General features: G+C 68.5%; 24 protein-coding genes. 15 read left to right on the forward strand and 9 right to left on the reverse strand.

Going from position 1 to position 23,984, the window contains the following annotated elements:
- The first annotated feature begins 57 nt into the window (after nt 1–57).
- Both LI334_RS08295 and LI334_RS08300 read left to right on the forward strand, forming a co-directional pair.
- Nucleotides 58–1,428, forward strand: a complete 1,371-nt coding sequence (locus tag LI334_RS08295) for an FAD-binding oxidoreductase (RefSeq protein ID WP_227260054.1) — start codon at nt 58–60, stop codon at nt 1,426–1,428.
- Nucleotides 1,429–1,505: 77 nt separating this feature from the next.
- Entirely contained in the window at nt 1,506–2,303 is a 798-nt protein-coding gene (locus tag LI334_RS08300; RefSeq protein WP_227260056.1) for an enoyl-CoA hydratase/isomerase family protein, read from the forward strand.
- Here LI334_RS08300 and LI334_RS08305 read toward each other — a convergent pair.
- Both LI334_RS08305 and LI334_RS08310 read right to left on the reverse strand, forming a co-directional pair.
- Nucleotides 2,300–2,749, reverse strand: coding sequence for a MaoC family dehydratase (locus LI334_RS08305; protein ID WP_227260057.1), 450 nt, complete (start codon nt 2,747–2,749; stop codon nt 2,300–2,302). The two genes, LI334_RS08300 and LI334_RS08305, sit on opposite strands and share 4 nt — an antisense overlap.
- On the reverse strand, nt 2,746–3,819 hold the full coding sequence (locus LI334_RS08310) for a phosphotransferase family protein (RefSeq protein ID WP_227260059.1): 1,074 nt from the start codon (nt 3,817–3,819) through the stop codon (nt 2,746–2,748). The genes LI334_RS08305 and LI334_RS08310 overlap by 4 nt, the downstream gene beginning before the upstream one ends.
- A 102-nt stretch (nt 3,820–3,921) precedes the next feature.
- Between LI334_RS08310 and LI334_RS08315 the strand changes: the two genes are divergently transcribed.
- Together LI334_RS08315 and LI334_RS08320 are read left to right on the forward strand one after the other, a co-directional pair.
- Nucleotides 3,922–5,136 carry an acyl-CoA dehydrogenase family protein gene (locus tag LI334_RS08315; RefSeq protein WP_227260061.1) on the forward strand — a complete coding sequence of 405 codons (1,215 nt, stop codon included), beginning with the start codon at nt 3,922–3,924 and terminating at the stop codon, nt 5,134–5,136.
- Nucleotides 5,137–5,432: 296 nt separating this feature from the next.
- Nucleotides 5,433–6,188: an NAD-dependent protein deacylase gene (locus LI334_RS08320; RefSeq protein WP_227260063.1), complete on the forward strand. Its 756-nt coding sequence runs from the start codon at nt 5,433–5,435 to the stop codon at nt 6,186–6,188.
- Here the strand turns inward: LI334_RS08320 and LI334_RS08325 are convergent.
- Genes LI334_RS08325 through LI334_RS08340 form a run of 4 tightly spaced genes read right to left on the reverse strand, consistent with a single transcriptional unit; the run spans nt 6,153 to nt 9,413 of the window.
- Nucleotides 6,153–6,428, reverse strand: a complete 276-nt coding sequence (locus LI334_RS08325) for a hypothetical protein (RefSeq protein WP_227260064.1) — start codon at nt 6,426–6,428, stop codon at nt 6,153–6,155. The genes LI334_RS08320 and LI334_RS08325 overlap by 36 nt on opposite strands.
- Nucleotides 6,425–7,117, reverse strand: coding sequence for an HAD family hydrolase (locus LI334_RS08330; protein WP_227260066.1), 693 nt, complete (start codon nt 7,115–7,117; stop codon nt 6,425–6,427). Before LI334_RS08330 ends, LI334_RS08325 begins: the two co-directional genes overlap by 4 nt.
- Nucleotides 7,118–7,873 (reverse strand): SDR family NAD(P)-dependent oxidoreductase, encoded by a 756-nt coding sequence (locus LI334_RS08335; RefSeq protein WP_227260067.1) that lies wholly within the window; start codon nt 7,871–7,873, stop codon nt 7,118–7,120.
- On the reverse strand, nt 7,866–9,413 hold the full coding sequence (locus LI334_RS08340) for a class I adenylate-forming enzyme family protein (RefSeq protein ID WP_227260069.1): 1,548 nt from the start codon (nt 9,411–9,413) through the stop codon (nt 7,866–7,868). Before LI334_RS08340 ends, LI334_RS08335 begins: the two co-directional genes overlap by 8 nt.
- Before the next feature lie 97 nt (nt 9,414–9,510).
- Between LI334_RS08340 and LI334_RS08345 the strand changes: the two genes are divergently transcribed.
- The 4 genes from LI334_RS08345 (at nt 9,511) to LI334_RS08360 (ending at nt 14,812) form a co-directional block, all read left to right on the forward strand.
- Nucleotides 9,511–10,287 (forward strand): SDR family NAD(P)-dependent oxidoreductase, encoded by a 777-nt coding sequence (locus LI334_RS08345; RefSeq protein WP_227260071.1) that lies wholly within the window; start codon nt 9,511–9,513, stop codon nt 10,285–10,287.
- The gene (locus LI334_RS08350) at nt 10,287–11,957 is read left to right on the forward strand and encodes a thiamine pyrophosphate-binding protein (protein ID WP_227260074.1); all 1,671 of its coding nucleotides are present in this window, start codon (nt 10,287–10,289) and stop codon (nt 11,955–11,957) included. Before LI334_RS08345 ends, LI334_RS08350 begins: the two co-directional genes overlap by 1 nt.
- A 42-nt stretch (nt 11,958–11,999) precedes the next feature.
- Complete coding sequence (locus tag LI334_RS08355) at nt 12,000–12,674, forward strand: DUF7504 family protein (RefSeq protein WP_227260076.1); 675 nt, start codon at nt 12,000–12,002, stop codon at nt 12,672–12,674.
- 266 nt (nt 12,675–12,940) lie between these two features.
- Nucleotides 12,941–14,812: a CHAT domain-containing protein gene (locus LI334_RS08360; RefSeq protein WP_227260078.1), complete on the forward strand. Its 1,872-nt coding sequence runs from the start codon at nt 12,941–12,943 to the stop codon at nt 14,810–14,812.
- Here LI334_RS08360 and LI334_RS08365 read toward each other — a convergent pair.
- Complete coding sequence (locus LI334_RS08365; protein WP_227260080.1) at nt 14,809–14,949, reverse strand: DUF7503 family protein; 141 nt, start codon at nt 14,947–14,949, stop codon at nt 14,809–14,811. The two genes, LI334_RS08360 and LI334_RS08365, sit on opposite strands and share 4 nt — an antisense overlap.
- A 188-nt stretch (nt 14,950–15,137) precedes the next feature.
- Between LI334_RS08365 and LI334_RS08370 the strand changes: the two genes are divergently transcribed.
- From LI334_RS08370 to LI334_RS08395, 6 genes are read left to right on the forward strand one after another with little or no spacing between them, the layout of a single operon-like run.
- Nucleotides 15,138–16,502 carry an ABC transporter substrate-binding protein gene (locus LI334_RS08370; protein WP_227260082.1) on the forward strand — a complete coding sequence of 455 codons (1,365 nt, stop codon included), beginning with the start codon at nt 15,138–15,140 and terminating at the stop codon, nt 16,500–16,502.
- A gap of 1 nt (nt 16,503) precedes the next feature.
- Nucleotides 16,504–17,367: a branched-chain amino acid ABC transporter permease gene (locus tag LI334_RS08375; protein WP_227260084.1), complete on the forward strand. Its 864-nt coding sequence runs from the start codon at nt 16,504–16,506 to the stop codon at nt 17,365–17,367.
- A gap of 2 nt (nt 17,368–17,369) precedes the next feature.
- On the forward strand, nt 17,370–18,494 hold the full coding sequence (locus LI334_RS08380) for a branched-chain amino acid ABC transporter permease (protein WP_227260086.1): 1,125 nt from the start codon (nt 17,370–17,372) through the stop codon (nt 18,492–18,494).
- Nucleotides 18,487–19,293 (forward strand): ABC transporter ATP-binding protein, encoded by an 807-nt coding sequence (locus LI334_RS08385; protein ID WP_227260088.1) that lies wholly within the window; start codon nt 18,487–18,489, stop codon nt 19,291–19,293. Before LI334_RS08380 ends, LI334_RS08385 begins: the two co-directional genes overlap by 8 nt.
- Nucleotides 19,290–19,988 (forward strand): ABC transporter ATP-binding protein, encoded by a 699-nt coding sequence (locus LI334_RS08390; RefSeq protein ID WP_227260090.1) that lies wholly within the window; start codon nt 19,290–19,292, stop codon nt 19,986–19,988. Before LI334_RS08385 ends, LI334_RS08390 begins: the two co-directional genes overlap by 4 nt.
- A gap of 40 nt (nt 19,989–20,028) precedes the next feature.
- Nucleotides 20,029–21,840, forward strand: coding sequence for a DEAD/DEAH box helicase (locus LI334_RS08395; protein ID WP_227260092.1), 1,812 nt, complete (start codon nt 20,029–20,031; stop codon nt 21,838–21,840).
- Here the strand turns inward: LI334_RS08395 and LI334_RS08400 are convergent.
- A complete protein-coding gene (locus LI334_RS08400; RefSeq protein ID WP_227260093.1) occupies nt 21,837–22,988 on the reverse strand; it encodes a threonine synthase in 1,152 nt (383 codons plus the stop codon). The two genes, LI334_RS08395 and LI334_RS08400, sit on opposite strands and share 4 nt — an antisense overlap.
- 81 nt (nt 22,989–23,069) lie before the next feature.
- On the opposite strand from LI334_RS08400, the gene msrB reads away from it, so the two are divergent.
- Nucleotides 23,070–23,456 (forward strand): peptide-methionine (R)-S-oxide reductase MsrB, encoded by a 387-nt coding sequence (gene msrB, locus LI334_RS08405; protein ID WP_227260095.1) that lies wholly within the window; start codon nt 23,070–23,072, stop codon nt 23,454–23,456.
- A gap of 12 nt (nt 23,457–23,468) precedes the next feature.
- Here the strand turns inward: msrB and LI334_RS08410 are convergent, their stop codons facing one another.
- Nucleotides 23,469–23,969, reverse strand: a complete 501-nt coding sequence (locus LI334_RS08410; RefSeq protein ID WP_227260097.1) for a GNAT family N-acetyltransferase — start codon at nt 23,967–23,969, stop codon at nt 23,469–23,471.
- Between the last annotated feature and the right edge of the window lie 15 nt (nt 23,970–23,984).

The following is a 23,984-nucleotide window of genomic DNA, read 5'->3' on the forward strand; positions in this document are numbered from 1 at the left end:
CAATAACTCTTGGTAGACCGGGCGAACCTTTAGAAGGACGTACACGAACGACCGTGTATGACCGACCACGACGTCTCGTTCCTCCGCGACCTCGACGTCGAGTGCTCGTTCACCGAGTCGCGCCGCGAGCAGTACGCCCGCGACGCCAGCCCCCACCACCCCTCGACGCCCGACGCGGTCGTCTGGCCGGAACGCACAGAGGAGGTCTCGGACGTGCTGTCCGCGGCGTACGAGCGCGGGGTGCCGGTGACGCCGTGGAGCGGCGGGAGCGGCCTCGAAGGGAACGCCATCCCAGTCGAGGGCGGTATCGTGCTCTCCACGAAGGAGATGACGTGGGTCGAGGCCGACCCGGACACGCTCACCGCGCGCGTCGGCCCCGGCGTCGTCTACGACGACCTGAACGAGGCGCTCGCCGGCGACGGCCTCCGCTTCCCGCCCGGCATCTCCAGCGGCGACGTGGCGACGATCGGCGGGATGATAGCGACGAACGCGAGCGGGTTCAACGCCGTCCGGTACGGCGAGACCCGCGACCACGTCCGCCGCATCGAAGCCGTCCTCCCCGACGGCGAGGTCGTGGAGGCCGGCCGGAACGTCGTCAAGACATCCTCGGGATACAGCATCACGGACTTGCTCGTCGGGAGCGAGGGCACGCTCGGCGTGGTGACGGACGCGACCATCGAACTCGCCGGCATCCCCGCCGAGAAGCGGGCGGCGCTCGTCGCGTTCGAGAGCGCGCGCGACGCCTGCCGCGCCGTCAGCGACGTCATCGGCGCGGGCGTGAAACCCGGCGCAATCGAGTTCATGGACGCGCACTCCATCGAACTCCTGAACGAGAACCGCGACGACCTCACGCTCCCCGAGCGCGCCACCCTCCTGCTCGAACTCCACGGGAACACGAGCGGCATCGACGAGGACTACGCGTTCGTCGAAGGCCTCTGCCGCGACCACAACGTCGTGGAGTGGACGGAACCCGGCGGCGCGATGGCGGACGTCTGGGAGGCGCGCCGGGAAGCCCTGCCTGCGGCGCGCGCGTACGACCCCGACCTCGACGTGGCCGTCATCGGCGACGTGGTCGTCCCCATCACGAACTACCCGGACATCGTGGAGCGCGCGCACGAACTCGCCGACGAGTACGACCTGCTCGTCCCGCTCGTCGGACACGCGGGCGACGGCAACCTCCACTACACGCCGCTCGTCGACCGGGAGGACGAAGACCACGTGATTCGCGCGATGGCGTACAACAACGAGGTCGTGCAGGCCGCCATCGAGATGGACGGCACCGCGACCGGCGAACACGGCGTCGGCATCGGAAAGCGCGGGTTCATGAGCGACGAACACGCGAACACCGTGGACGTGATGCGCGCCGTGAAGGACGCCATCGACCCGAAGGGCCTGCTCAACCCCGGGAAAGTCATCCCCGAAGAATGAGCACTGTAAAGCGAACCGGAGAGAATCCCTAACAACGCTGGGGAAGGTTTTTCGGGGTTCGCGGTGTGGGTCGCGGTATGAGTGACGCAGTCACGCTCGACGTGGAGGACGGTGTCGCGACCATCACGCTCGACCAGCCCGAGCGCCGGAACGCGCTCTCCCGCGAGATAACCGCGGGCCTGCGCGACCGCCTCGAACACGTCCGCGACGAGGTCGAGGACGCCCGCGCCGTCGTCGTGCAGGGGTCGGGCGGCGCGTTCAGCGCCGGCGGCGACATCGCCGCGATGAAAGAACGACTCAACTCCGACGAGTCGCTGGAGGAGGCCGTGAAGACGCTGGAGCGCACGACGAGCGAGACGCTCGCGCTCCTCGTGGAGTTCCCGCTCCCCACCATCGCGAAGGTGGACGGCCCCGCCGTGGGCGCGGGTGCGAACCTCGCCATCGCCTGCGACGTCCAGCTCGCCACCGAGGACGCGAGCATCGGGTTCGTGTTCCGGCAGGTCGGCCTCTCCGTGGACGCCGGCACGTCCTATCTCCTCCCGCGCGTCGTCGGGACGAACGTCGCGAAGGAACTCGTCTACACGGGCGAAATCATGGGCGCGGAGCGCGCACACGACCTCGGGCTGTTCAACCACGTCTACGGGAGCGACGAGTTCGACGCGAAGGCGGACGCGATGGTCGAACGCATCGCGTCCGGCCCGACAGCGGCGTTCCGGCACGCGAAACGCCTCATCGACGAAGGCTTCGAGAAGACCATCGACCAGGCGATGACGGACGAGGCAGTCGCGCAGGGCGTCGTCTTCGACACGTACGACCACGAAGAAGGCGTCCGCGCGTTCCTCGAAGACAGAGACCCCGAGTTCGAGGGGCGCTAACCCTCGAACTCGCGGCGCTCGTAGAACGCCTTCCCGCGCATCGTCATCACGACCTCGTCGTCCCCATTGAACATCGCGGTGTCCGTCGTGAGCAACCCCCGCCGGGGGTCGCTCTCAAGCGGCCGTTTCTCCGCGACTTCGAGGCGCACGGAGAGCGTGTCCCCGGGCCGAACGGGCTCCGTCCACTGAATCTCCTCCACGCCCGGCGACCCGAGGCTCGCCGCGTCGTCGTAGTGGTGTTCGACCATGAGCTTCATCCAGAGCGACGCCGTGTGCCAGCCGGACGCGATGAGACCGCCGAACGGCGACTCCTTCGCCGCCTCCTCGTCCACGTGGAACGGCTGCGGGTCGAACTGCTCCGCGAACTCCAGGATTTCCTCCTTCGTCACCGTGTACGACCCGAACTCCTCCACGTCGCCCACGTCGTAGTCCTCGTAGTACGTCACAGCGGCTCCTCCCCCTCGATGATGCGAACCGCGCGGTCAGCGAGCGCGGGCACGCGCTCCTCCATCAGCGGATACATCGGGTCGTCCGAGTTCCCCTCCAGGTAGCGCCGGTAGAACATCTCGCCCAGGCCGGCGAGCTTGTAGACGGCGAGCGCGCGGTAGAACCGCTCGTGCTCGAAGTCGAGGCCGGTCTGGTTCTCCCAGCGCTCCACGAGTTCGACCCGGGTCGGGTAGCCGTCGCGCTGCATGAACGTCGCCTCCAGTTCGGGGACGGCGGGCTCGGGGTCTTTCGCGTCCCGCCAGTAGGAGAGCATCCACCCGAGGTCGGCGCGCGGGTCGCCGAGCGTGCTCATCTCCCAGTCGAACACGCCCGTCAGTTCGGGGGGCGTGCCCGGCGCGTACAGGACGTTGTCGAGCTTGTAGTCCCCGTGGACGAGCGTGTGCGGGTGGTCGTCGGGACAGTGTTCGTCCAGCCAGTCCCCCACGCGGTCGAGTTTCGGAACCTCGCGGTCGTCCGCGGTGACCTCGAACGCCCACGAGAGCTGTTGCCCCCAGCGGTCGACCTGCCGACGCGTGTAGCCCGCGGGCCGCCCGAGTTCGCCGAGTCCGACCGCCTCGTAGTCCACGTCGTGGATGGCCGCGAGCGTGTCCACGAGTTCCTCGCCGACGCGCTGTCGGGACGCCGCGTTCGCGAACCGCTCGGGTTCGTCGTCGCGCAGCACGTCGCCGGGCACGCGCTCCATCACGTAGAAATCGCTCCCGATGACGGAATGGTCGTCGCACGCCGCGACCGTCGGTGGCACCGGCACGTCCGTGTCCTGGAGGGCGTCGATGACGCGGTACTCGCGGAGCACGTCGTGGGCGGTGTCCGCGGTCTCGCCCGGCGGCGGCCGGCGAATCACCAGGTCGCTGTCGCCCCACTCGACGAACAGCGTCTCGTTCGAGTGTCCTTCCGCGTGCCGCTCGACGTCGTAGGCGTCCGTCGGCCCGAGTTCGGATTCGAGGAACGCCCGCAGCGCGTCCTCGTCAACGAGCCGCGCGAAGTACGCCTCGCTCGCATCGTCTGGCATACCCGGGCGTTCTATCTCCTCGTACGAATAGGTATGGATGAGAATTACCGCTCGATGCAAAGTAGGACGAATCTTTTTACATTGTATTCACGAAGGGTGGGTATGGAGTACGACGATTCCGAGCGAGCGGTCGAGTTCGCCGAGAAGACCCGCGAGTTCGTGGACGAGGTCGTCATCCCCGTCGAGCGCGACGTGCTGGGCGGCGACCCCATCAGCGACGACCAACTGGACGCGCTCCGCGAGGAAGCCCGCGACTACGGCGTGTACGCGCCCCACCTCCCCGAGGAGTACGGCGGCCACGGCCTCAGCTACCGCGACATGCTCCCCGTCTTCGAGGAAGCCGGCCGCAGCCTCCTCGGCGCGCCCGCCATCAAGGTCGAAGCCCCCGACGAGGGCAACATGCACACCCTCGAAACCTTCGGCACCGAAGCCCAGAAGGAGGAGTACCTCCGACCGCTCGTCCAGGGCGAAATCCGGAGCGCGTTCTCGATGACCGAGCCGATTCAGGGCGGCGGGAGCGACCCGAAGATGATGGCTACCACGGCCGAGAAGGACGGCGACGAGTGGGTCATCAACGGCCACAAGTGGTGGACGACGCAGGGAACGGAAGCCGACGTGCTCATCGTCATGGCCGTCACCGACCCCGACGCCCACCCCTACGAGGGCTGTTCGCTCTTCCTCGTGGACGCGGACACGCCCGGCGTGAACGTCGTGCGCGACATCCCCCACACCGGCGGGAACGTCACCGGCATCGGCCACGCCGAAATCGAGTACGACGACGTGCGCGTCCCCGAAGACGCCCTGCTCGGCGAACTCAACGAAGGATTCAGTCACGCGCAAGCCCGCCTCGGCCCCGCCCGCCTCACCCACTGCATGCGGTACTCCGGCATGGCCCAACGCGCCCTCGACGTCGCGAAAGCCTACATCAGCGAACGCGAAGCATTCGGCGAACCCCTCAGCGAGAAACAAGCCCTCCGCTTCGAAATCGCGGACGCCGAAACCAACCTCCACGCCGCCCGCACCATGGTTCGCCACGCCGCCCGCCAAATCAACCAGGGGAACGAAGCCCGCATCCCCGTCGCCATGACCAAAGTGTTCGCCGCGAACACCTGCCAGAACGTCATCGACCAAGCCATCCAGATGTGCGGCGGAAACGGCATCGGCAAAGACCTCCCCCTCGCCGACTTCTACGAGAGCGTCCGCCAGTTCCGCATCGTCGACGGTGCCGACGAAGTCCACAAACGCGTCATCGCCCGCGACGCACTCAGCGACGCCGACGAACACGCGTTCGAACTCGAAGCCCTCACGCGCTTCTAGCCCACCTTTTTACTGCGGAGGGTTCGCTCCGCGAACCCCCGCTTGCAAAAACCTGGAGGAAAAAGACGCGAGCGCTCCGCGCTCGCGGGAACAGCGCGCCAGAGGCGCGCTGATGGCTCCGCTTCCGCACCGCCCCACACAGAGGTGAACGTTCAAATACGAGCGCGCGGCCAGCGGTGGGTGATGTACTGACGAGCGGCGGACGGGAGTCCGGTTCGGTGACGGCGACACGCTCCCGTGCGCGACGGCGCTGTCGCCTGCACGCCACTTTTCCCCGTGAACGCCTATCCGTGGATATGGACGAACGCGAGATAGCGCGGGTCGCGGCGCTGGTGCGGGACGCGGAGACCGTGGGCGTGCTCACGGGCGCGGGCGTCTCCACCGCGTCCGGCATCCCGAGTTTCCGCGGCGAGGACGGCATCTGGGGGAGCGAGTTCGACCCCCAGGACTTCCACCGTCGGCGGTTCGACCGCGACCCCGCCGGGTTCTGGCGCGACCGCCTCGACCTCCACGACGCGATGCGGCCCGACGGCGTCGAACCGAACGCCGCCCACCGCGCGCTCGCCGACCTCGAATCCGCGGGCGTGGTGGACGCCGTCGTCACCCAGAACACGGACGGCCTCCATCAGGACGCGGGGAGCGACCGCGTCATCGAACTCCACGGGAACGCCGAGCGCGTCGCGTGCGAGGACTGCGGGCGGCGGAGCGACGCGTCCGACGCGCGACGGCGCGCCGCGGACGGCGACCTCCCGCCGACCTGCGAGTGCGGCGGCGTCCTCAAACCCGACGTGGTGCTGTTCGGCGAACAACTCCCGCCGAAGGCGCTGCACGACGCCCGCGACCTCGCGGAGCGCAGTGACGCCTTCCTCGCGGTCGGCTCCTCGCTGACGGTCGACCCTGCGGCCTCGCTCCCGGCGACCGCCGCGCGAGACGGCAGTCTGGTCGTCGTGAATCTCGACGAGACGCGTGCCGACGACCGCGCCGAGGTCGTGCTGCGCGCGGACGTGACGGACGCGCTACCGGCGATAGCGGAACGCGTTCACGAGGCGTAGTGCGCCCGTGACGAGCGCGTACACCACCGCGTAGAGCACCGTGGGGAGCGCGACGAGCGCCGCGGCGAGCAGGGTGAGCGCGAACGCGACCAGTCCCGCGAGCAGGGAGAGGACGACGTGACTCACTGGGTCGCCGCGTTCCACGTTCTCGTGGAGGAACGGCCGGAGTTCGCGCCGCACTGGTCGAAGCAGGCGTTCGTGGAGCGCGGCGGCGACCGTGGACGGTTCGGGGAGCGTCATCGGTCACCCCGCACGCCGACGATGTCGAGCACGTCGCGCAGGTCGTCGATTCGGTGGCTCGCGTCGGGGCCGTCGGCGTTCGCACCGAAGGCGACGCCGCGGATGCCGTGGCGGGCGGCCCCGGCGACGTCGTGGTCGTAGCGGTCGCCCACCATCAGGGTTCGCTCGGGCGCGACCGGGCTCTTCGCGAGCGCTGTCTCGAACATCGCGTCGTCGGGCTTGGTACGACCGACGGCCTCGCTCGTCGTCACGTCGTCCACGTGGTCGAGCACGCCGAACAGGGAGAGGATGAACTCGCCTTCTTCCGTGTCCACGTCGCTCACGATACCCTGATAGACGCCGGCGTCCGCGAGCGCCGCGACGACCTCGCGCGTGTGCGGCGTCGGCCGCAGGTACCGCTGGGAGGTCTCGCGGAAGAGCGGGAACCACTCGTCGTCGGTGAGGTCGCGGCCGACGAGTTCGGCGAGCGCGAGCGCGTACGCCTCGCGCGCTGACTGGTAGGCGTTCCCGTCGCGTTCGCGGAACTGGCGGCCGACGACGCCGCGCCACTCTTCGAGCGCGGCGCGCGGGGCTACGTCGAGGCCGTGCGCGGCGACGAAGCGCTCCATGAACCGCGTGTGGGCTTCGCGCACCGAGTCCACGTCGAGCAGCACGCCACCGATGTCCCAGAAGACCGCGTCGTAGTCCATCTAGTACCACGTCATACCCGCGTCCACGTTAACGTCTTGGGCGGTGACGTGCCGGTGCTGGACGGCGAGTCGGTACGCGACGTCCGCGACTTCCTCCGGCGTCACCATCTCGTCGAGCATGAGGTCGCCGAGGTACTCATCCTGCTTCACGGCTTCGGGCGTGGTGCCGCGGGCGTCGGCCTGTTTCTCGATGACGGTCTCGATGCGGTCGCCCGCGACGGGGCCGGGACAGATGGTGTTCACGGTGACTCCGTCCGCGCCGAACTCGGCGGCGAGCGTGCGCCCGAGGCCGACGAGCCCGAGTTTGGACGCGGCGTACGGGCTTCGGTTCGGGTAGGGTCGCTTTCCGCCGACCGAGGAGACGTTGACGATGCTGCCGTCGTCGCTGTCGCGGAGCGCGCTCGCCGCGTGTTTCGCGCAGAGGAAGGGGCCGGTGAGGTTCGTCTCGATGGTTTCGCTCCACTCCTCGCGCTCGACGGTCTCGACCGGCTGTGTGGGGCCGGCGATTCCGGCGTTGTTCACGAGCACGTCGAGGCCGCCGTACTCGCTGAGAGTTGCGTCGATGGCTGATTCGACGCTCGCTTCGTCGGTCACGTCGCACTCGACGGCGAGCGCGTCCCCGAGTTCGTCGGCGAGTTGGGTCGTGTCGCTGCGCGCGGCGAGCGCGACCGCGTAGCCGTCCTCGGCGAACCGGCGCGCGATGGCTTCGCCGATACCCTGGCTCGCGCCGGTGACGAACGCGACGCCCTCACGCATCCTCGTCCACCAGTTTGAACTTCTGCACCTTCCCGCTCGCCGTCCGCGGCAGGTCGTCGACGAACTCGACCTCTCGGGGGTGTTTGTACTCCGCGAGGTTGTCGAGGCAGAACTCCCGGATGTCGTCCGCGGTCACGTCGGCGTCGGGCGTCCGCACGACGAACGCCTTCACCGTCTCGTTCCGACGGTCGTCGGGGATGCCGACGACGGCGGCGTCCGCCACGTCGGGGTGTTCGTAGAGGAGGGACTCGACCTCGCTCGGATAGACGTTGTAGCCCGCGGTGTTGATCATGTGCTTCTTCCGGTCGACTATCTCGTAGTAGTTCTCGGCGTCCCGGCGTGCGATGTCGCCGGTGCGGAAGTAGCCCTCGTCGGTGAACGCCGCGTCGGTCGCGTTCGGGAGGTCGTGGTAGCCCTTCATCACCTGGGGGCCGCGCACGAGGAGTTCGCCGGTCTCGCCGGGTTCGACCTCGTTCCCCGAGGAGTCCACGATCTTCGCGTCCGTCATCCGGAGCGGCTGGCCGATAGTGCCGGGTTTGTACCCGAACGACGACCCGACGCCGGTGTGGGTGGCGGCGGTGGTCTCGGTGAGGCCGTAGCCCTCGCTCATCGCGACGCCGGTGCGCTCCTCGAAGCGCTCCTGGACGGCGACGGGCATCTTCGCGCCGCCCTCGTTGACGGTGTCGAGCGAGGAGAGGTCGTACTCGCCGAACGACTCGTCGTTCACCATGTCCACGAACATCGTCGCGACGCCGATGAAGCTCGTAATCTCGTGCTCCTCGATTTCGCGCATGCAGGTCTCGGCGCTCCACTCCGCGGGGTTCCGGACGAACGCGGTGCCGCCCCGAACCAGCGTCTGCCACGTGGAGTGCGTGAAGCCCGTGATGTGGTAGAGCGGGAGGAAGACGAGTTCGCGTTGTTCCTCGGGCGGGAGGCCGGTGAACTGGAATCCGGAGAACGCCTGCGCGCGGAGGTTGCCGTGCGTGAGCAGCACACCCTTCGGCTGCCCGGTGGTTCCGGACGTGTACGGCTGCATCGCGGTCGTGTCGGTCTCGACATCGACGGTCACGGGGTCGCCGGACACCTCGTGGAACGCGGTCGTGTCCGCGGTGGATTCGCCGACGGTGAGCACGTCGGGGTCGGCGTCGATGTCGGCGGCGGCCTCGTGGACGTGTTCCGCGAGCGCTGGGTGGGTGACGACGACGCTCGCGTCGGTGTCGTCGAGCTGGTGCGCGAGTTCGCGGGCCTTGTACTGGGGGTTGACGGGGGAGACGACGACGCCGGCGCGGAGGCCGCCGAGGATGGTGGTGACGTACTCTGGGCAGTTCGGGAGGTAGAGGAGGAGTCGGTTGCCCTCGGTGTGCCCGCGGTCGTGGAGGCCGCCGGCGAACGCGCGGGAGCGCTCGTGGAGGTCGCTGAAGGTGAACGAGCGGGTCTCGCCCTCGATGGCGGTGGCGTCGGGTCGGTGGTCGGCCGTCGCGTCGAACAGCGCGGCGGCGTTCGCGTCCGCAACGCGCTGGAGGTAGTCGGGTACGTCCATGCCGTGCTATTTTGTAACATTTGCCATTATGTTAACGGTCGCTCCGGCGGACGCGGATTTATTACCGATGAACCGAAAACGGGTAGATGTCTTAACAATGGTAAGCAGATTCAGCGTGGCGGGCGACACCGCCATCGTCACCGGCGCGTCCTCCGGCATCGGTCGAGCAATCGCGGAACGGTTCGCCGCCGACGGCGCGAACGTCGTCGTCTGCTCGCGTGAACAGGAGAACGTCGACCCCGTCAGCGACCACATCAACGACGGCGACTACGAGGGAACCGCCCTCGCCGTCGAGTGCGACGTGACCGACCGGGACGCCGTGGACGCGCTCGTGCAGGCGACCGTCGAGGAGTTCGGGTCGGTGGACGTGCTCGTGAACAACGCGGGCGCGTCCTTCATGGCTCCCTTCGAGGACATCAGCGAGAACGGCTGGAAGACGATTGTGGACATCAACCTCACCGGCACCTATCACTGCACGCAGGCCGCCGGCGAGCACATGCGGGAGAACGGCGGCGGGCGCGTCGTGAACCTCGCGTCCGTCGCGGGCCAGCGCGGTAGCCCGATGATGAGTCACTACGGCGCGGCCAAAGCGGGCGTCATCAACCTCACCAAGACGCTGTCCTACGAGTGGTCGGGCGACGACGTTCGCGTGAACTGCATCGCGCCCGGGTTCGTCGCGACGCCCGGCGTCGAGTCCCAGATGGGCGTCAGCGCGGACAACATCGAGCGCGACGACGTGCAGCGACGCATCGGCACGAGCGAGGAAATCGCCGACCTCGCGCAGTTCCTCGCCAGCCCCGCGTCCTCGTACATCGTCGGTGAGACGGTGACCGCGGCGGGCGTCCCGCGCATCGAGGAGTCCCCCGAAATCTGATGGGATACTCGGGCGCGGACCTCTTCGTCGACACCCTCGAACAGTACGGCGTCCAGCACGTCTTCGGGAACCCGGGCACCACCGAACTTCCCGTGATGAAGGCGCTCGGGGACAGCGACCTCGACTACGTGCTCGGCCTCCACGAGGACGTGGCGGTCGGGATGGCGGCGGGGTACGCGACGACGCGGCGCTACCACGCGGACGACGACGAGTCCGTGCTCCCCGTCGGGGTGGCGAACCTGCACGTCGCGCCCGGACTGGCGCACGGCCTCGGGAACATCTACGGCGCGAGCGTCGCGGGCGCGCCGCTCGTCGTCACCGCTGGCAACCACTCCACGGAGTTCCGCCACGAGGAACCGATTCTCTCCGGCGACCTCGTGGAGATGACCCAGCAGTTCACGAAGTGGAGCGCGGAAGTCCTCGACGTCGAGGCGCTCCCGTCGATGCTCCGGCGGGCGTTCCGCGTCGCGCTGACGCCGCCGACCGGCCCCGTCTTCCTCGGCCTCCCGCTTGACGTGATGATGGCGGAGACGGACGCCGCGCCCGAGCGCCTGGGAGCGATTCCGACCGGCGGCCGCGGCGACCGCGGGCAGGTCGAGCGGGCGGCCGAGGCCTTCGCGGACGCGGAGAACCCCGTGCTCGTCGTCGGTGACGGCGTCGCGCGCGCCGGGACTGACGCCGTGGACGCCGCGGTCGAGTTGGCGGAGGCGGCGGGTGCGCGCGTGCACGCCGAGATTCTCGCGTGCGAGGTGGACTTCCCGGCGAGCCACGACCAGTGGGTGTCCTACATCCCGCCGGACGAGGACACCGCGCGCACGCTCCTCGACACCGACATGGTCGCGTTCGTCGGGTGTTCGACGAACACGACGCTCACCGCGCACTCGGGCGACCTGGTGCCGGACGCGACGTTCGTCCACATCGGCGACGACGCGTGGCAGCTCGGGAAGAACCAGCCCGCGGACGTGGCCGCTCTCGGCGACCCCGGCGAGACGATGGCCGAAATCGCCAGCGAGGTCGCGTCCCGCGTGAGCGACGACGAGCGCGAGGGACGGCTGGAGCGCGTCGCCGCGATGAAGCAGATGGCGCGGGCGGAGATGGAGAGCGACGACGAGACCGACGACCCGCGGCGGTCGAAGGGCGAACTCGTGGACGCGCTCCGTGACGCCGCGCCCGACGCCTACATCGTGGACGAGGGCGTGACCGCGAAGTACGAACTGCTCACGCGGTGGCCGCTCGAACCCGAGCAAGCAATCTCGAACAAGGGCGGCGGCCTCGGCTACGGCCTCCCCGCGTCCGTCGGCGCGGCGCTCGCCGAGTCGATGCGCGACGACCCCCGGCAGGTCGTCGGGCACGTCGGCGACGGCTCCTACCTCTACTACCCGCAGAGCCTCTACTCGGCGGCGCGCTACGACCTCGACCTCACCGTCGTCGTGCCCGACAACCGGAACTACCGCATCCTCAAGAACAACATGCAGGGGTTGTTCGGGGAGGGCGAGTACGAGTACGTCGGGATGGACTTCGACCCGCCCGTGGACATCCCGAAGAACGCGGAGAGCCACGGCGCGACCGGCGTGCGCGTCGGCCCCGATGACGACCTCGACGCCGCGCTCGGCGACGCGCTCGGCGAGTCCGGCCCGACGGTCGTGGACGTTCTCGTCCACGACAACTAGCGAACCAAACGTTTATTTGCTGTCACTGTGACGGCTTATCCGATGTATGGAGCGGGGCGAACGGACGTGGAATTCGAGGGCGTCCTCGAACGCCTGAAGGAGGAGGGGAGTTCCCTCCTCGTCGTCGGAGACGTCCCCGGAGAGGCGTACGCCCGCGCGTCCCGCCGAATGTTCGGCGACGACGACCACGCCCCCAGACAGCGCGTGCTCGTCGTCGGCGGCGGCGCGCGCACCACGCTCCCGTCCCGCGTCCGAGAGCCGCGACGACGCGACAGCGACACCGTCATCACGCACGGCACGAACGCCCGGCGCGCCGTCGCGGACGCGGGCGTCACGCCCGATATCACGCCGCGCGCGCACGTCGCCGCTGGCGACACGAACGTGCTCGGTCGTGCGGTGCTCGAAACCATCGCGTCGCTCGACGGCGAGTTCGCGCCGGGCGAACTCCGCCTCGGCGTGGATACCCTTCAGACGCTTCTCGACACCGCCGGCGAGTTCCCGACGTTCCGCACCGTGGACTTGCTCTCGGAGCGCGTGCGCCGCGAGCGCGGGATGGCGCACTTCCGCCTCCCGAAACCCCGGAGCGACCAGCACGTCCGCCTGCTCGAACCGCTGTTCGACGCCGTCGTGGAACTCCGCGTGACCGACGGCGTGGAACAGCGCTGGAGCCTCCGGGACGAGGACGTGGTGTCGGAGTGGGTTTCTCTCGACGCCTGAGACGACAACACCCTTTTGACTGGTTCGCCGCGTAAGGCGATTCGTATGGAGGAGCGAACCGGGGATGTGTTCGACGACGCGGCCGGTATCGGCGCGCGAATCGACACGCCCCCGCAGGGGGGGTTGTCGGTGTTCGACCCCATCGGTCGAACGCGGATTCGCGTCGAGACGGACGCGGAGAACGTCCGACAGCAGGGCGCGGAAGACCGGTTCCCGATGCCGCTCGACGCGGCGGTTTCGTTCCGAACGGACACCACACGTTCCCGGTGGTGGTCGCGATTCACGTCCGGCAGGCGGACGGGACGCACGTCACGCAGACCGACCACTTCGCGTTCGAGGAACTGCCCGCGGGCGAGTACGTGCTCGACCTCGCGGCCCCGATAAAACTCTACGTGCGCGCGGCGGGGCCGATGACGGTTCGGTCGGACGCGGACACGACGGTCATCGACTTCGACGGGGAGACCCGGGTGGCGGTCGGGGCGCGGTCGTTCCACGATTCGCCGGCGGGGACGGTGACGACGACCGACGACCCCCGCGACGTGATGGCGGCGGTGAACGCGTTCGGACACGCGCTGAAGACCCAGGAGCCGTCGCGGTCGTACCCGACGCTCCGCGGCCACCCGCCCCGTCTCGAACGCGGGGACGAACTCGTGATTCCGCCCGCCCTGAAAGCCCCGGAGACGGACGTTCGGATGGCGGTTCCGCCGCGGTTCGAGTACATCTATCCGGCGGTGTCGCTCGCGTACTATCTCGGCGCGCGACTGGTGCCCGGCGAGACGCCGGAGATTCGAACCGCGGACGGGTTCACGTACTCGCTCGACCGCGAGGCCGGGTACGAGCGGACGGTCGCGCGCACGCTGAAGCAGGTGTTCGTGTTGGACTGCGTGGCGCGCACGGAGGGCTACTACGAGGTGCCGTTGTTCGAGCGCGCGGCGCTCGAAGCGTCCCTCGACATCTCGTTCCCGGACGCCCGGGAGGCGTCGCCGACGGAGCGCCTCGCCACGTACCTCTCGGTGCCGTTCGAGGCCGTGGAGCCGTACTGTCCGACGTGGAAGCACACGGCGGACGTGACGCCGAGCGCGGACTACCTCGAACTCCTCCCCTACCTCGTGGACGAACTCGCGGTGGTGCGGACGCCGACGGACGACGCGGTCGCGAGCGCGACCGAGCAGGCGGAGACGGTGCGCGAGTTCTACCGCGCGACGGACGGCGGAACGAACGGCGGCCGGTACGTCCGGCCGGCCGCGGCGGACTCCGTCGAGCAGTCGTGGGCGGGCGAGGGCACGCCCATCGGCGCGAGCAAGGCGATGGTGGAGGCGTACGAGAACCGCATCAACCGCTCGCTCGCGGCCGGCGACATCAGCATCACCGTCGTCTGCAACGACGCGGACATGGTCGAGGAGCGGGACATGACGCACACGGTGTACGGGTCGCGCGACCAACTCCCGTTCGACGTGCGCCAGCACGAACGCCTCACGAAGGCGGAACTCAAGGAGGTGTTGGCGGCCGAGACGGACTTCCTGCACTACATCGGCCACATCGACGAGGAGGGTATCGAGTGCGCGGACGGGAAGCTCGCGCTCGACGACATCGAGACGACGGGCGTCGATGCGTTCTTCCTGAACGCGTGTTCGTCGTATCGCGCCGGTTCGAAGCTCGTGGAGGCGGGCGCTATCGGCGGTATCGTCACGCTGAGCGACGTGTTGAACAACGCGGCGGTGACGATGGGGCGGACGCTCGCGCGCCTCCTGAACGTCGGGTATCCGCTGAACGTCGCGCTCGAAACCGCGCGCAACGAGAGTTACGCGGGCGGCCAGTACGTCACCGTCGGGGACGGCGGCCTCGGCATCGTCCAACCGGAGTCGAACCTCCCCGACCTCGTGGAGGTGACAGACGTGCGGGACGACACTGTGGACATCACGTACCGGACGTTCCTCACGCGGTCGTTCGACCTCGGGACGATGATGGCGCCGACGATACGGAACGAGTCGATGTACTATCTCGCGCCGGTGAAGGACGGACTGACGTACACGCTGAGCGTCGAGGAACTAGTGGAGTTCGTGCAGCAACAGACGCCGATTCGGTTCGAGGGGTCGTTACACTGGGCGGATACGTTCGATTTCTCGCGGTTGGATTAGGGGCCGTTGATGGCGACGTTGCCGGCGGAGACTGCGCCCGTCTGGGCGAGGAGGAGCGTCATCGTGAAGAGGACGCCGATCATGCGGGGGTTGTCAGTGAGGAACGATGCGATCTTGCCCTGGTTGCTTTCGGACATTGCAATCGTTCATATCACGGATTTTTAGATAAATATTTTTTATATATTCACACACGTGTCGTTCTAAAAAACTCCCGCGGGCGTCTTGTGCACTCTTGCGCGACGGCTGTAGCAGATTTTGCCCGGTCTTCCCTGTGATACCACCACCCACACTTATGTGGTGTGTCCTGTAAGACCATACCGTACCAATGGTTAACGAAGGTAGTCAGAACAACGATGGGCGTTGTTCTGGTAACGAACCGGAGGGGGATCGAAACATCGTTAGCGATGTCAGGGCGAACGCGGATCGGCGGACGTTCCTCAAGGGAACGGGCGCGGTCGGCCTCGCGGCGTCCGCTGGCTGTCTCGGGGGCAGCAGCAGCGGCGACGCGCCGAGCGGTACGTTCACGGTCGGCGTCCTCACCTCGCACACGGGCACGGAGAACCCCATCGGGAACTCCATCGCGCGCTCCGCCGAACTCGCCGCGGAGGAGCTGAACGCGGACGGCGGCGTCCTCGGGAACGACGTGGAGGTGTCCGTGAAGACGACGAACGAACAACCGCAGCGCGGGAAGACGAAGTACGAGGAACTCACGGTCAGCGAGGACGTGGACTTCACGACCGGCGTGTTCACGAGCGAAGTCCTCCTGAACATCATGGACAGCATCGCCAGCCAGCAGAAAGTCCACATGACCGCGGGCGCGGCGACCCCCGAGGCATCCACGATGCTGACCGAGGACTACGAGCAGTACAAGTACTGGTTCCGCACCGGCCCCGTGAACGCGCACTTCCTCGGCGCGAACATGGTGGACTTCGCGGAGGCGAACTTCTCCGACATGGGCTGGGACTCCGTCTACGTCCTCACCGAGGACTACACGTGGACCGAACCCGTGGACGAAGTTCTCCGGAACCAGCTCGCGGACGCCGGCGTCGAAGTCGCGGGCATGAAGCGGTACGCGGGCGAGACGAGCGACTTCTCCACCATCTACGACCAGGTGGAGGCGTCCGGCGCGGACGCCGCGTTCGTCGCGATGGCGCACTCCGGTAGCACCGCCATCGTCCAGTACGCGAAACAGCAGCGGCCGTTCGCGTTCGGCGGCATCCACGTGCCGATGCAACTCCCCTCGTACTGGAGTCTCGTCAACGGCGCGTGCGCGTACGGCATCACGCAGAACACCGCGACTCCGGAGTCCGAAATCACGGAGAAGACGGTTCCCTACGCGGAAGCGTACAACGAGAAAGTCGGGAAGTATCCCGTCTACACGGGCTACATCGCGTACGACGCCGTGAAGCAGTACGCCGCCGCGGCCGAGAGCGCGGACTCCCGGAACCCCGACGACATCGTCTCGGAACTGGAGAGTTCGAGCTTCACCGGCACCGCGGGCACCCTCCGGTACTACGGCCAGGACGAGGAGTACCCGCACGACATCGTGTACGACGAGACCGGGGAGAACGGCGTGAACCCGCTCTGGCTCCAGTGGAAGCCGAACGAGGACGGCGACGGCGGCAGTCAGACGGCGATCTACCCGGACAACCTCGCGTCGGGGTCGTACGAGAGTCCGCCCTGGGTGTAAGATGGCGCTGCCACTGACCGACGTCGTCGCGAACGCCGTGATGATGAGCGCGCTGTACGCGCTCGTCGCCATCGGCTTCACCCTCATCTTCGGGGTGGGCGGCGTCCTCAACCTCGCGCACGGCGCGACCGTCACCATCGGCGCGTTCAGCGCGTACTACGTCTCGGAAGTGTTCGGGTACAGCATCTGGGTGGGCGCGCTCGCCGCGCTCCTCGTGCCCGCACTGTTCAGCGCGGCGCTCTACCGGGGGATGATTCGGCGCGTCGAGGACGACCCGATAACGGTGATGATTCTCACGCTCGTCACCGCCATCGCCGTCGAGGAGATCATCAAGACCGTGTTCGGCACCCAGCCCGCGGTCATCTCCTCCCTGCTCACAGGACAGGTGTCCATCGCGGGCGGCATCCAGGCGAACAACCTCCTCGTGTTCGGGCTGTCCTGGGTCATCATCGGCCTCCTGTTCTTCGCCATCAACTACACGAAGACGGGGAAGGCCATCCTCGCGACGAGCATGTCCACGAAGGGCGCGTCCCTCGTCGGCATCGAGAGCGACCGCATGTACCTCTACACGTGGGTGCTCGCGGGCGCGTTCGCCGGCCTCGCCGGCCTCTTCCTCGGGTCGATTCAGACCGCGTCCTGGAGCATGGGGCGTTCGCCGCTCGTGCTGTCGTTCAGCATCGTCGTGCTCGGCGGCATCGGCTCCATCCGCGGGAGCGTCATCGGCGCGTACATCATCGGCTTCCTGGAGACGTTCACGATGTCGTACGTGGACTCCTCGCTCAGCGGCCTCGCGTCGCTCGTGGTACTGGTCTTGATACTGCTCGCGAAACCCGAAGGCCTGTTCGGCCGTGAATTCACCGAGTGACGATGTCGGACACACTCACCTCGAAGCTGAACCCGCTGTCGCTCCCGCTCCGCCAACAACTCGGCCTGCTCGCGCTCGCGCTCCTGGGCCTCACGCCGTTCTGGATGGGGTTCCTGTACGCGGGCGACCAGGGCCTCCTGCACATCCGCACCATCACGATAGCGATGTTCATCGGGATGTTCGCGATGAGCTGGGATTCGGTGTCGGGCTACACGGGCCAGATAAGCTTCGGTCACGCGGTCTTCTTCGCCATCGGCGGGTACGGGAGCGCCCTCCTGAACCTCGGGTGGGGCGTCCCGCCGGTCGCGGCGGTCGCGCTCGGCACGGTGCTGGCGGCGGTCGCCGGCCTCCTCATCGGCGTGCCCGCGCTCCGCCTCGAAGGCCCCTACCTGTCGCTCGTGACGCTGGTCGCGCCGCTCATCCTCCTCCAGATATTCATCTTCCGGAGCGACGTGTTCGGCGGCGAACTCGGCATCTCGAACCCCGACCCGCTCGTCTCGACGAGTGGGTTCGCGCAGGAGACGTACGTGTTCTTCTACGTCGCGTTCGCGCTGTTCGTCGCGATACTCGCCGTCCTTCTCGCGGTGACGCGCTCGGACGCGGGGTCCGTGCTCACGGCGATTCGGGAGGACGAGGACGCCGTTGCGGCGTCCGGCCTGAACCCGGCGAAGTTCAAGACGTTCGCGTTCGTGCTGTCCGCGAGCGTCGGCGGGCTGGCGGGCGCGGTGTTCGTGCACACGCCGATGGCGAGTCCGACGCCGAGCCAACTGCTCGCGCAGACGGTGAGCATCGAAGTCATCATCGCCGCCGTCCTCGGCGGGATGGGAACCATCGTCGGCGCGGCGCTCGGCGGGATGTTCCTCAGCGTCTTCCGCAGCCAGCTCAGCAACGTCGGCCTGACCGTTCCCGGTCTCGACGTGAGCGTCGGCGACCTCGACCTCGTCATCTTCGCCGTCGTCACCCTGATAATCCTATTCGCGCTCCCCGGCGGCGTGCTCCGCTGGGGGTTGGTCGCGGGCCGGAAGCTCATCGGGGCGGACAGCGCGGCCGCTGACGGCGGCCGGACGCCGGTCGAGCAGACGCTGGAGAAGTTCCGCGAGTTCTTCCGGGGTGGTCGCGATGACTGAGTACGCGCCCGACGACGGCCTGCTCGTCCTGAACGACCTCCGGAAGGAGTTCGGCGGGCTGACCGCCGTGGACGACCTCTCCTTCGTCGTGGAGGAGGGCGAAATCCTCGGGTTCATCGGGCCGAACGGCGCGGGGAAGTCAACGACGTTCAACTGCGTCACCGGTGCGTACGCGCCGACGAGCGGGAGCGTCCACTACCACGGCGAGGACGTGACGGGCGAACCCGCCTACGAGATGGTGAAACGCGGGATGGCGCGCACCTTCCAGTCGTTCAAGCCGCTGGACGACCGCACCGTCCTCCGGAACGTCGCGCTCGCGCTCGCGCCGGACAAGCTGTTCTCGCTCTCCGGCCTCCGCGGGGAGACCGAAGAGCGCGCGCGCGAACTCTGCGAGCGCGTCGGTCTCGGCGACCGCGTCCACCAGACGCCGGACGAACTCCCGCACGCGGGCCTGCTCCGGCTCGAACTCGGCCGCGCGCTCGCGACCGACCCCGACCTCCTGCTCGTGGACGAACCCTTCGCGGGGCTGTCGAGCGGCGAGGTCGCGGAACTGAGCGACCTCCTCACCGACCTCCGCGACGAGGGTATCACGCTGGTCGTCGTCGACCACAACATGCGCGGCCTGCTCTCCCTCATCGACCGCGCCATCGTCATCCAGTTCGGCGCGAAAATCGCGGAAGGCACGCCGGAGGAGATACGGAACGACGAGACGGTGCAGGAAGCCTACCTGGGGGGTGACGATTCGCTCGGCGAATCGTCATCACGTCAGGCGGAGTCTGACGGAGGGGACGAGATATGATTCTGAACATCGACGACCTCTCCGTGTCGTACGGGGAGGTAGCGGCGCTCCGCGGCGTCAGCCTCGGCGTCGAGGAGGGGAGTATCGTGAGCGTCATCGGCCCGAACGGCGCGGGGAAGTCCACGCTCGCGAACACCGTGACGGGCTTCCGGCCGTACGGCGGGAGCGTCACGTACGACGGCACGGAAGTGTCGTCCGTGGACGCGAGCGACCTCGTCGCGGACGGCCTCATCCACTGCACGGAAGACCGCGACCTCTTCGGGTACATGAGCGTCGAGGACAACCTCGAACTCGGCGCGTACCGCCACGGCGACGGCGAGGCGGAGCGCCTGGAGTACGTCTACGACGTGTTCCCGACGCTCGAACAGCGCAAGAACCAGAACGCGCGCACGATGAGCGGCGGCGAGCAACAGATGCTCGCAATCGGCCGCGCGCTGATGGGCGACCCCGAGTTGCTCATCCTGGACGAGCCGACGCTCGGCCTCGCGCCCGTCATCCTCGAAGACATCTCGGAGGCCATCGAGGAGATTCGAGCGGACGGCGTCACCGTCCTGCTGTGCGAGCAGAACGTGACGTTCGCGATGAACCACGCCGACCACATCTACCTCCTGGAGAACGGCCGCATCGAGAAGGACGGCACGCCGGACGACCTCCGCGGCGACGACTACATCCGGGACGCCTACCTCGGCGGCTAATCCGCGCCCTTCTTTTCCGTCGCGCCCCAAGACGCGGGTAGTGTCAGAGGAGTTCTCGCTGTCCGCGTTCTACGACGCGCTCGAATCCGTCGGGAGTCCCGTCGTCACCGCGACCGACGTGGCGACCCACCGCGGGGAGGCGCAGGCCGACGCGAGCGACGGCCTCGACGCCCTCGTCGGGGAGGGCGTGGAGCGCCGGGACGTCTCCGCCGACCCGGTCGTCTACTACCCCTCGGATTACGCGGCGACCGCTGAGACGGAGCGTGTGGTCGTGTTCCCCGAGCAGCGCGAAATCGTGGTCGACCAGCCCCGGCAGTTCACGCGCGCCCGCCTCAGTCAGTTCGCGCACCTCGCGGACACGACGCGGGACGGCGCGTACCGGTATCGAGTCCGGAAGGAGGACGTGTGGAGTTCGCCCTACGAGTCCCTGGACGACATCCTCGCGGCGGTGCGGGAGGTGACGAACCGGCGCTCGAAACCCATCGAGGAGTTCGTGGAAGGCCAGTGGCGGCGCGCCCACCAGTTCACGCTCCGCACGCACGAGGAGGGCTATACCGTCCTGGAGGCGGCGTCTGACGACGTGATGGGGAACGTCGCCCGACAGAAGTTGGACGATTCGCACCTCCGCGCGCCCATCAGCGACGACACGTCCTGGGTGAACGCGGAGAAGGTCTCTGAGGTGAAGCGCGTCCTCTACGAGGCCGGGTATCCGGTGCGGGACGAGCGCGACCTCGACGGCGGAACGCCACTAGAAATCGAACTCCGCCTCGAATTGCGGGACTACCAGGCGGACTGGGTGGCGCGCTTCGAGCGCCAGGGGTCGGGCGTGCTCGTCGGCCCGCCGGGGAGCGGGAAGACCGTCGCGGGGATGGGCGTGATGGAGTCCGTGGGCGGCGAAACCCTCATCCTCGTTCCCTCCCGCGAATTGGCGTCGCAGTGGCGGGAGAACCTGCTCGAACACACCACGCTCACACCGGAGCAGGTCGGCGAGTACCACGGCGGACGGAAGGAACTGCGCTCCGTGACCATCGCGACCTACCAGACGGCGGGGATGGATCGGCATCGACAGCTGTTCGACTCCCGGGAGTGGGGGCTCATCCTCCTGGACGAAGCCCACCACATCCCGAGTCCGGTGTTCCGCCGCGCGGCGAACCTCCAGAGCAAGCACCGGCTGGGGTTGAGCGCGACGCCGATTCGGGAGGACGACCGGGAGACGGACATCTACACGCTCGTCGGGCCGCCCATCGGGACGGACTGGGACGCCTTGTTCGACGCGGGGTTCGTGCAGGAACCGGAGGTCGAGATTCGGTACGTGCCGTGGCTCTCCGAGGACGACCGATACGAGTGGGCGTCCGCGGACGGCCACGAGCGCCGGAAGCGCGCGGCCGCGAACCCCGCGAAGGTCGAGGAGATCCGCCACCTGCGCGCGGCGCACCCGGAGGCGAAGACGCTGATTTTCGCGGACTACCTCGACCAGGGCGACCGGCTGGCGGACGCGCTGAACGTGCCGTTCGTGAGCGGTGAGACGCCGCATCCGCGTCGGGAGCGGTTGTTCGCGCAGTTCCGGAGCGGGGAGCGGGACGCGCTCATCGTCTCTCGCGTGGGCGACGAGGGCATCGACCTGCCGGACGCCGAACTCGCCATCGTCGCGTCCGGATTGGGCGGGAGTCGGCGGCAGGGCGCACAGCGCGCGGGGCGGACGATGCGGCCCGCGGGCAGGGCGCTCGTCTACGTGCTCGCCACCCGCGGCACGGAAGAAGAAGACCACGCGCGGCGGCGGACGCGCCACCTCTCCGAGAAGGGCGTGCGGGTGCGGGAGGCGGACGCGCAGGCGGTCGCGTTCCGGGACTAGAACTGCTCTCGCAACTCGCCCTGCGTCACCCGGTGGACGGTGTCGGGGGTCGGCGGGCGCTCGCGGAAGCCCGTTCCGGTGGCGACGACGGCCACGTCGTCGGACGCGTCGAGACGGCCCTCGGCCGTGAGCTCGCGGACGGCGGCGAGCGACGTTGCTGACGCGGCCTCGACTGCGAGTCCGGCGTGCGTCGCGAGCGCGCGCTGGGCGTCGCGGATGGCGTCGTCGTCCACGGACAGCACGCTCCCGCCGGTGTCGCGGGCGGCGCGAAGCACCCGGTTCCCGCTCGGCGGGTTCGCGTTCGCGATGGAGTACGCGACGGTCTCGCCGCCGCCGTCCGCGACGGGAGTGACGGTGTCGTCGCCGTTCCGGTAGGCGCGCGCGATTGGGTCGCAGGCGGCGGCCTGCACGAAGTGGAGTTCCGGGACGCTGTCGAGCGCGCCGGCGGCGTGGAGTTCGCGGACGGCCTTCCACGTGCCGCTCGCGTGTCCGCCGGAGGAGACGGGGACGACGACGGCGTCCGGCGCGCCGTCGAACTGGTGGAGGAGTTCGGCGACGGTGGTCTTCTGGCCGGCGACGCGAAGCGGGGAGTCGGAGTTGACGAACGTCGGCGCGAGCGAGAACGAGGCCTCGTAGAGCCGGCCGTAGTCGCCCGAGACGGCGTACAGTTCGGGGTCGTAGCGCGCGATGTGGCCGAGGCGTTCCTCGGGGATGTCGTCGGGGACGAGCACGACGGCGTCCATGCCGGCGCTCGCGGCGTGCGCGGCGGTGCTCATCGCCATGTTCCCGTGACTGACGGTGCCGATTGCGTCCGCGCCGCGTTCGCGGAGCGCGGCCGTGGCGACCGCCGTTCCGCGGTCTTTGAACGACCCGGTCGGATTCGCGGACTCGTCCTTCACTCGGATTCGACAGCCGGCGTAGTCGTCGAGGCGGGGCGCGCGCACGAGCGGCGTGCCGCCGGCCGCGCGCTCGATTCCCACGGGGTCGCTCGCGGGCAGGAGGTCGCCGTAGGCCCAGAGGCTTCCCGATTCGGCGGGCCACGCGAAGTCGGTCGCGAGTTCGTACCAGAGCGTCTCCCCGCAGTCGCAGTGCTGGCGGTCGCCCGCGGGGTACGTGTTCCCGCAGGCGTCGCAGACGAGGTCGGGCATACCCCGTGGTTCGCGCACCGCCGGCAAAACCCCCCGGGGTTCGGACACAACCCTCCTTACCCTCCGCGACCTACACCGGGTATGGTCGAGAAATCCGACGAGGAGTGGCGCGCGGAACTCACGGACGAGGAGTACCGCATCCTCCGCGAGGCCGGGACGGAGCGGAAGTTCACGGGCGAGTTCATCGGGAAGGACGACGACGGCGCGTACGTCTGCGCGGGCTGCGGGACGACGCTGTTCGACTCCGAGACGAAGTTCGACGACGAGTCCTCCGGCTGGCCGAGTTTCTACGACGCCGTCGAGGGAAGCGTGGAGTTCCGGGACGACGACAGCCTCGGGATGCGCCGCATCGAAGTGCGCTGTGCGGAGTGCGGCGGCCACCTCGGCCACGTCTTCGAGGACGGCCCCGACCCGACCGGGAAGCGCTACTGCATCAACTCCGCCGCACTCGACTTCGAGGAATCGTAGGCGGGAGGGTTGCTAGAGCGGTTTCTCGAACACGAGAATGCCGAGGTCGCCGCCGTCGATGGTGACGGTTGTTCGCGCGGTCTGCTCGTAGCCGTTCTGTCGGTAGAATGCGTGCGCGGGTTCCTGCCGGGCGCTCGTGGAGAGAACGAAGCGTTCGTAGCCGGCGTCGCGGGCGCGGGCTTCGAGTTCGTCGTACATCGCCTGCCCGAACCCGCGTCGGTGGTGCTCGGGGTGGACGTGCATCCGCTTCACTTCCGCCGTGTCCCCGTCGGTGGTGGCGAGGTCGGCGGCGACGCCCTTCGGCGGGCGGAACGCGGCGGTCGCCACCAGGTCGCCGTTCAGCACGCCGACGAGGAACTCGCCGCCGGACTCGACGTACTCGGCGATGCGGTCGTCGTCCACGAGCGCGGGCGCGTCCTCGAAGTAGGCGTTCGCGTGCCGGAGCGCCGCCTCGATGACGGCGTCCGCGGCCTCGCGGTCGCCGGGTTCGTAGCGTCGAATCGTGAGTGCCACACGCGCCGTTGGGCG

The organism is Salarchaeum japonicum, from assembly GCF_020614395.1.
Classification (GTDB): Archaea; Halobacteriota; Halobacteria; order Halobacteriales; family Halobacteriaceae; genus Salarchaeum; species Salarchaeum japonicum.

Bases quoted from the DNA above. Each gene is read 5' to 3' on its own strand.
- LI334_RS08300 (WP_227260056.1), top strand. From the start codon at position 1,506: ATGAGTGACGCAGTCACGCTCGACGTGGAGGACGGTGTCGCGACCATC.
- LI334_RS08400 (WP_227260093.1), bottom strand. From the start codon at position 22,988: ATGCCCGACCTCGTCTGCGACGCCTGCGGGAACACGTACCCCGCGGGC.
- LI334_RS08390 (WP_227260090.1), top strand. From the start codon at position 19,290: ATGATTCTGAACATCGACGACCTCTCCGTGTCGTACGGGGAGGTAGCG.
- LI334_RS08380 (WP_227260086.1), top strand. From the start codon at position 17,370: ATGTCGGACACACTCACCTCGAAGCTGAACCCGCTGTCGCTCCCGCTC.
- LI334_RS08365 (WP_227260080.1), bottom strand. From the start codon at position 14,949: ATGTCCGAAAGCAACCAGGGCAAGATCGCATCGTTCCTCACTGACAAC.
- LI334_RS08295 (WP_227260054.1), top strand. From the start codon at position 58: ATGACCGACCACGACGTCTCGTTCCTCCGCGACCTCGACGTCGAGTGC.
- LI334_RS08310 (WP_227260059.1), bottom strand. From the start codon at position 3,819: ATGCCAGACGATGCGAGCGAGGCGTACTTCGCGCGGCTCGTTGACGAG.
- LI334_RS08330 (WP_227260066.1), bottom strand. From the start codon at position 7,117: ATGGACTACGACGCGGTCTTCTGGGACATCGGTGGCGTGCTGCTCGAC.
- LI334_RS08385 (WP_227260088.1), top strand. From the start codon at position 18,487: ATGACTGAGTACGCGCCCGACGACGGCCTGCTCGTCCTGAACGACCTC.
- LI334_RS08355 (WP_227260076.1), top strand. From the start codon at position 12,000: ATGTATGGAGCGGGGCGAACGGACGTGGAATTCGAGGGCGTCCTCGAA.
- LI334_RS08325 (WP_227260064.1), bottom strand. From the start codon at position 6,428: ATGACGCTCCCCGAACCGTCCACGGTCGCCGCCGCGCTCCACGAACGC.
- LI334_RS08315 (WP_227260061.1), top strand. From the start codon at position 3,922: ATGGAGTACGACGATTCCGAGCGAGCGGTCGAGTTCGCCGAGAAGACC.
- LI334_RS08335 (WP_227260067.1), bottom strand. From the start codon at position 7,873: ATGCGTGAGGGCGTCGCGTTCGTCACCGGCGCGAGCCAGGGTATCGGC.
- LI334_RS08345 (WP_227260071.1), top strand. From the start codon at position 9,511: ATGGTAAGCAGATTCAGCGTGGCGGGCGACACCGCCATCGTCACCGGC.
- LI334_RS08340 (WP_227260069.1), bottom strand. From the start codon at position 9,413: ATGGACGTACCCGACTACCTCCAGCGCGTTGCGGACGCGAACGCCGCC.
- LI334_RS08370 (WP_227260082.1), top strand. From the start codon at position 15,138: ATGGTTAACGAAGGTAGTCAGAACAACGATGGGCGTTGTTCTGGTAAC.
- LI334_RS08320 (WP_227260063.1), top strand. From the start codon at position 5,433: ATGGACGAACGCGAGATAGCGCGGGTCGCGGCGCTGGTGCGGGACGCG.
- LI334_RS08375 (WP_227260084.1), top strand. From the start codon at position 16,504: ATGGCGCTGCCACTGACCGACGTCGTCGCGAACGCCGTGATGATGAGC.
- msrB (WP_227260095.1), top strand. From the start codon at position 23,070: ATGGTCGAGAAATCCGACGAGGAGTGGCGCGCGGAACTCACGGACGAG.
- LI334_RS08350 (WP_227260074.1), top strand. From the start codon at position 10,287: ATGGGATACTCGGGCGCGGACCTCTTCGTCGACACCCTCGAACAGTAC.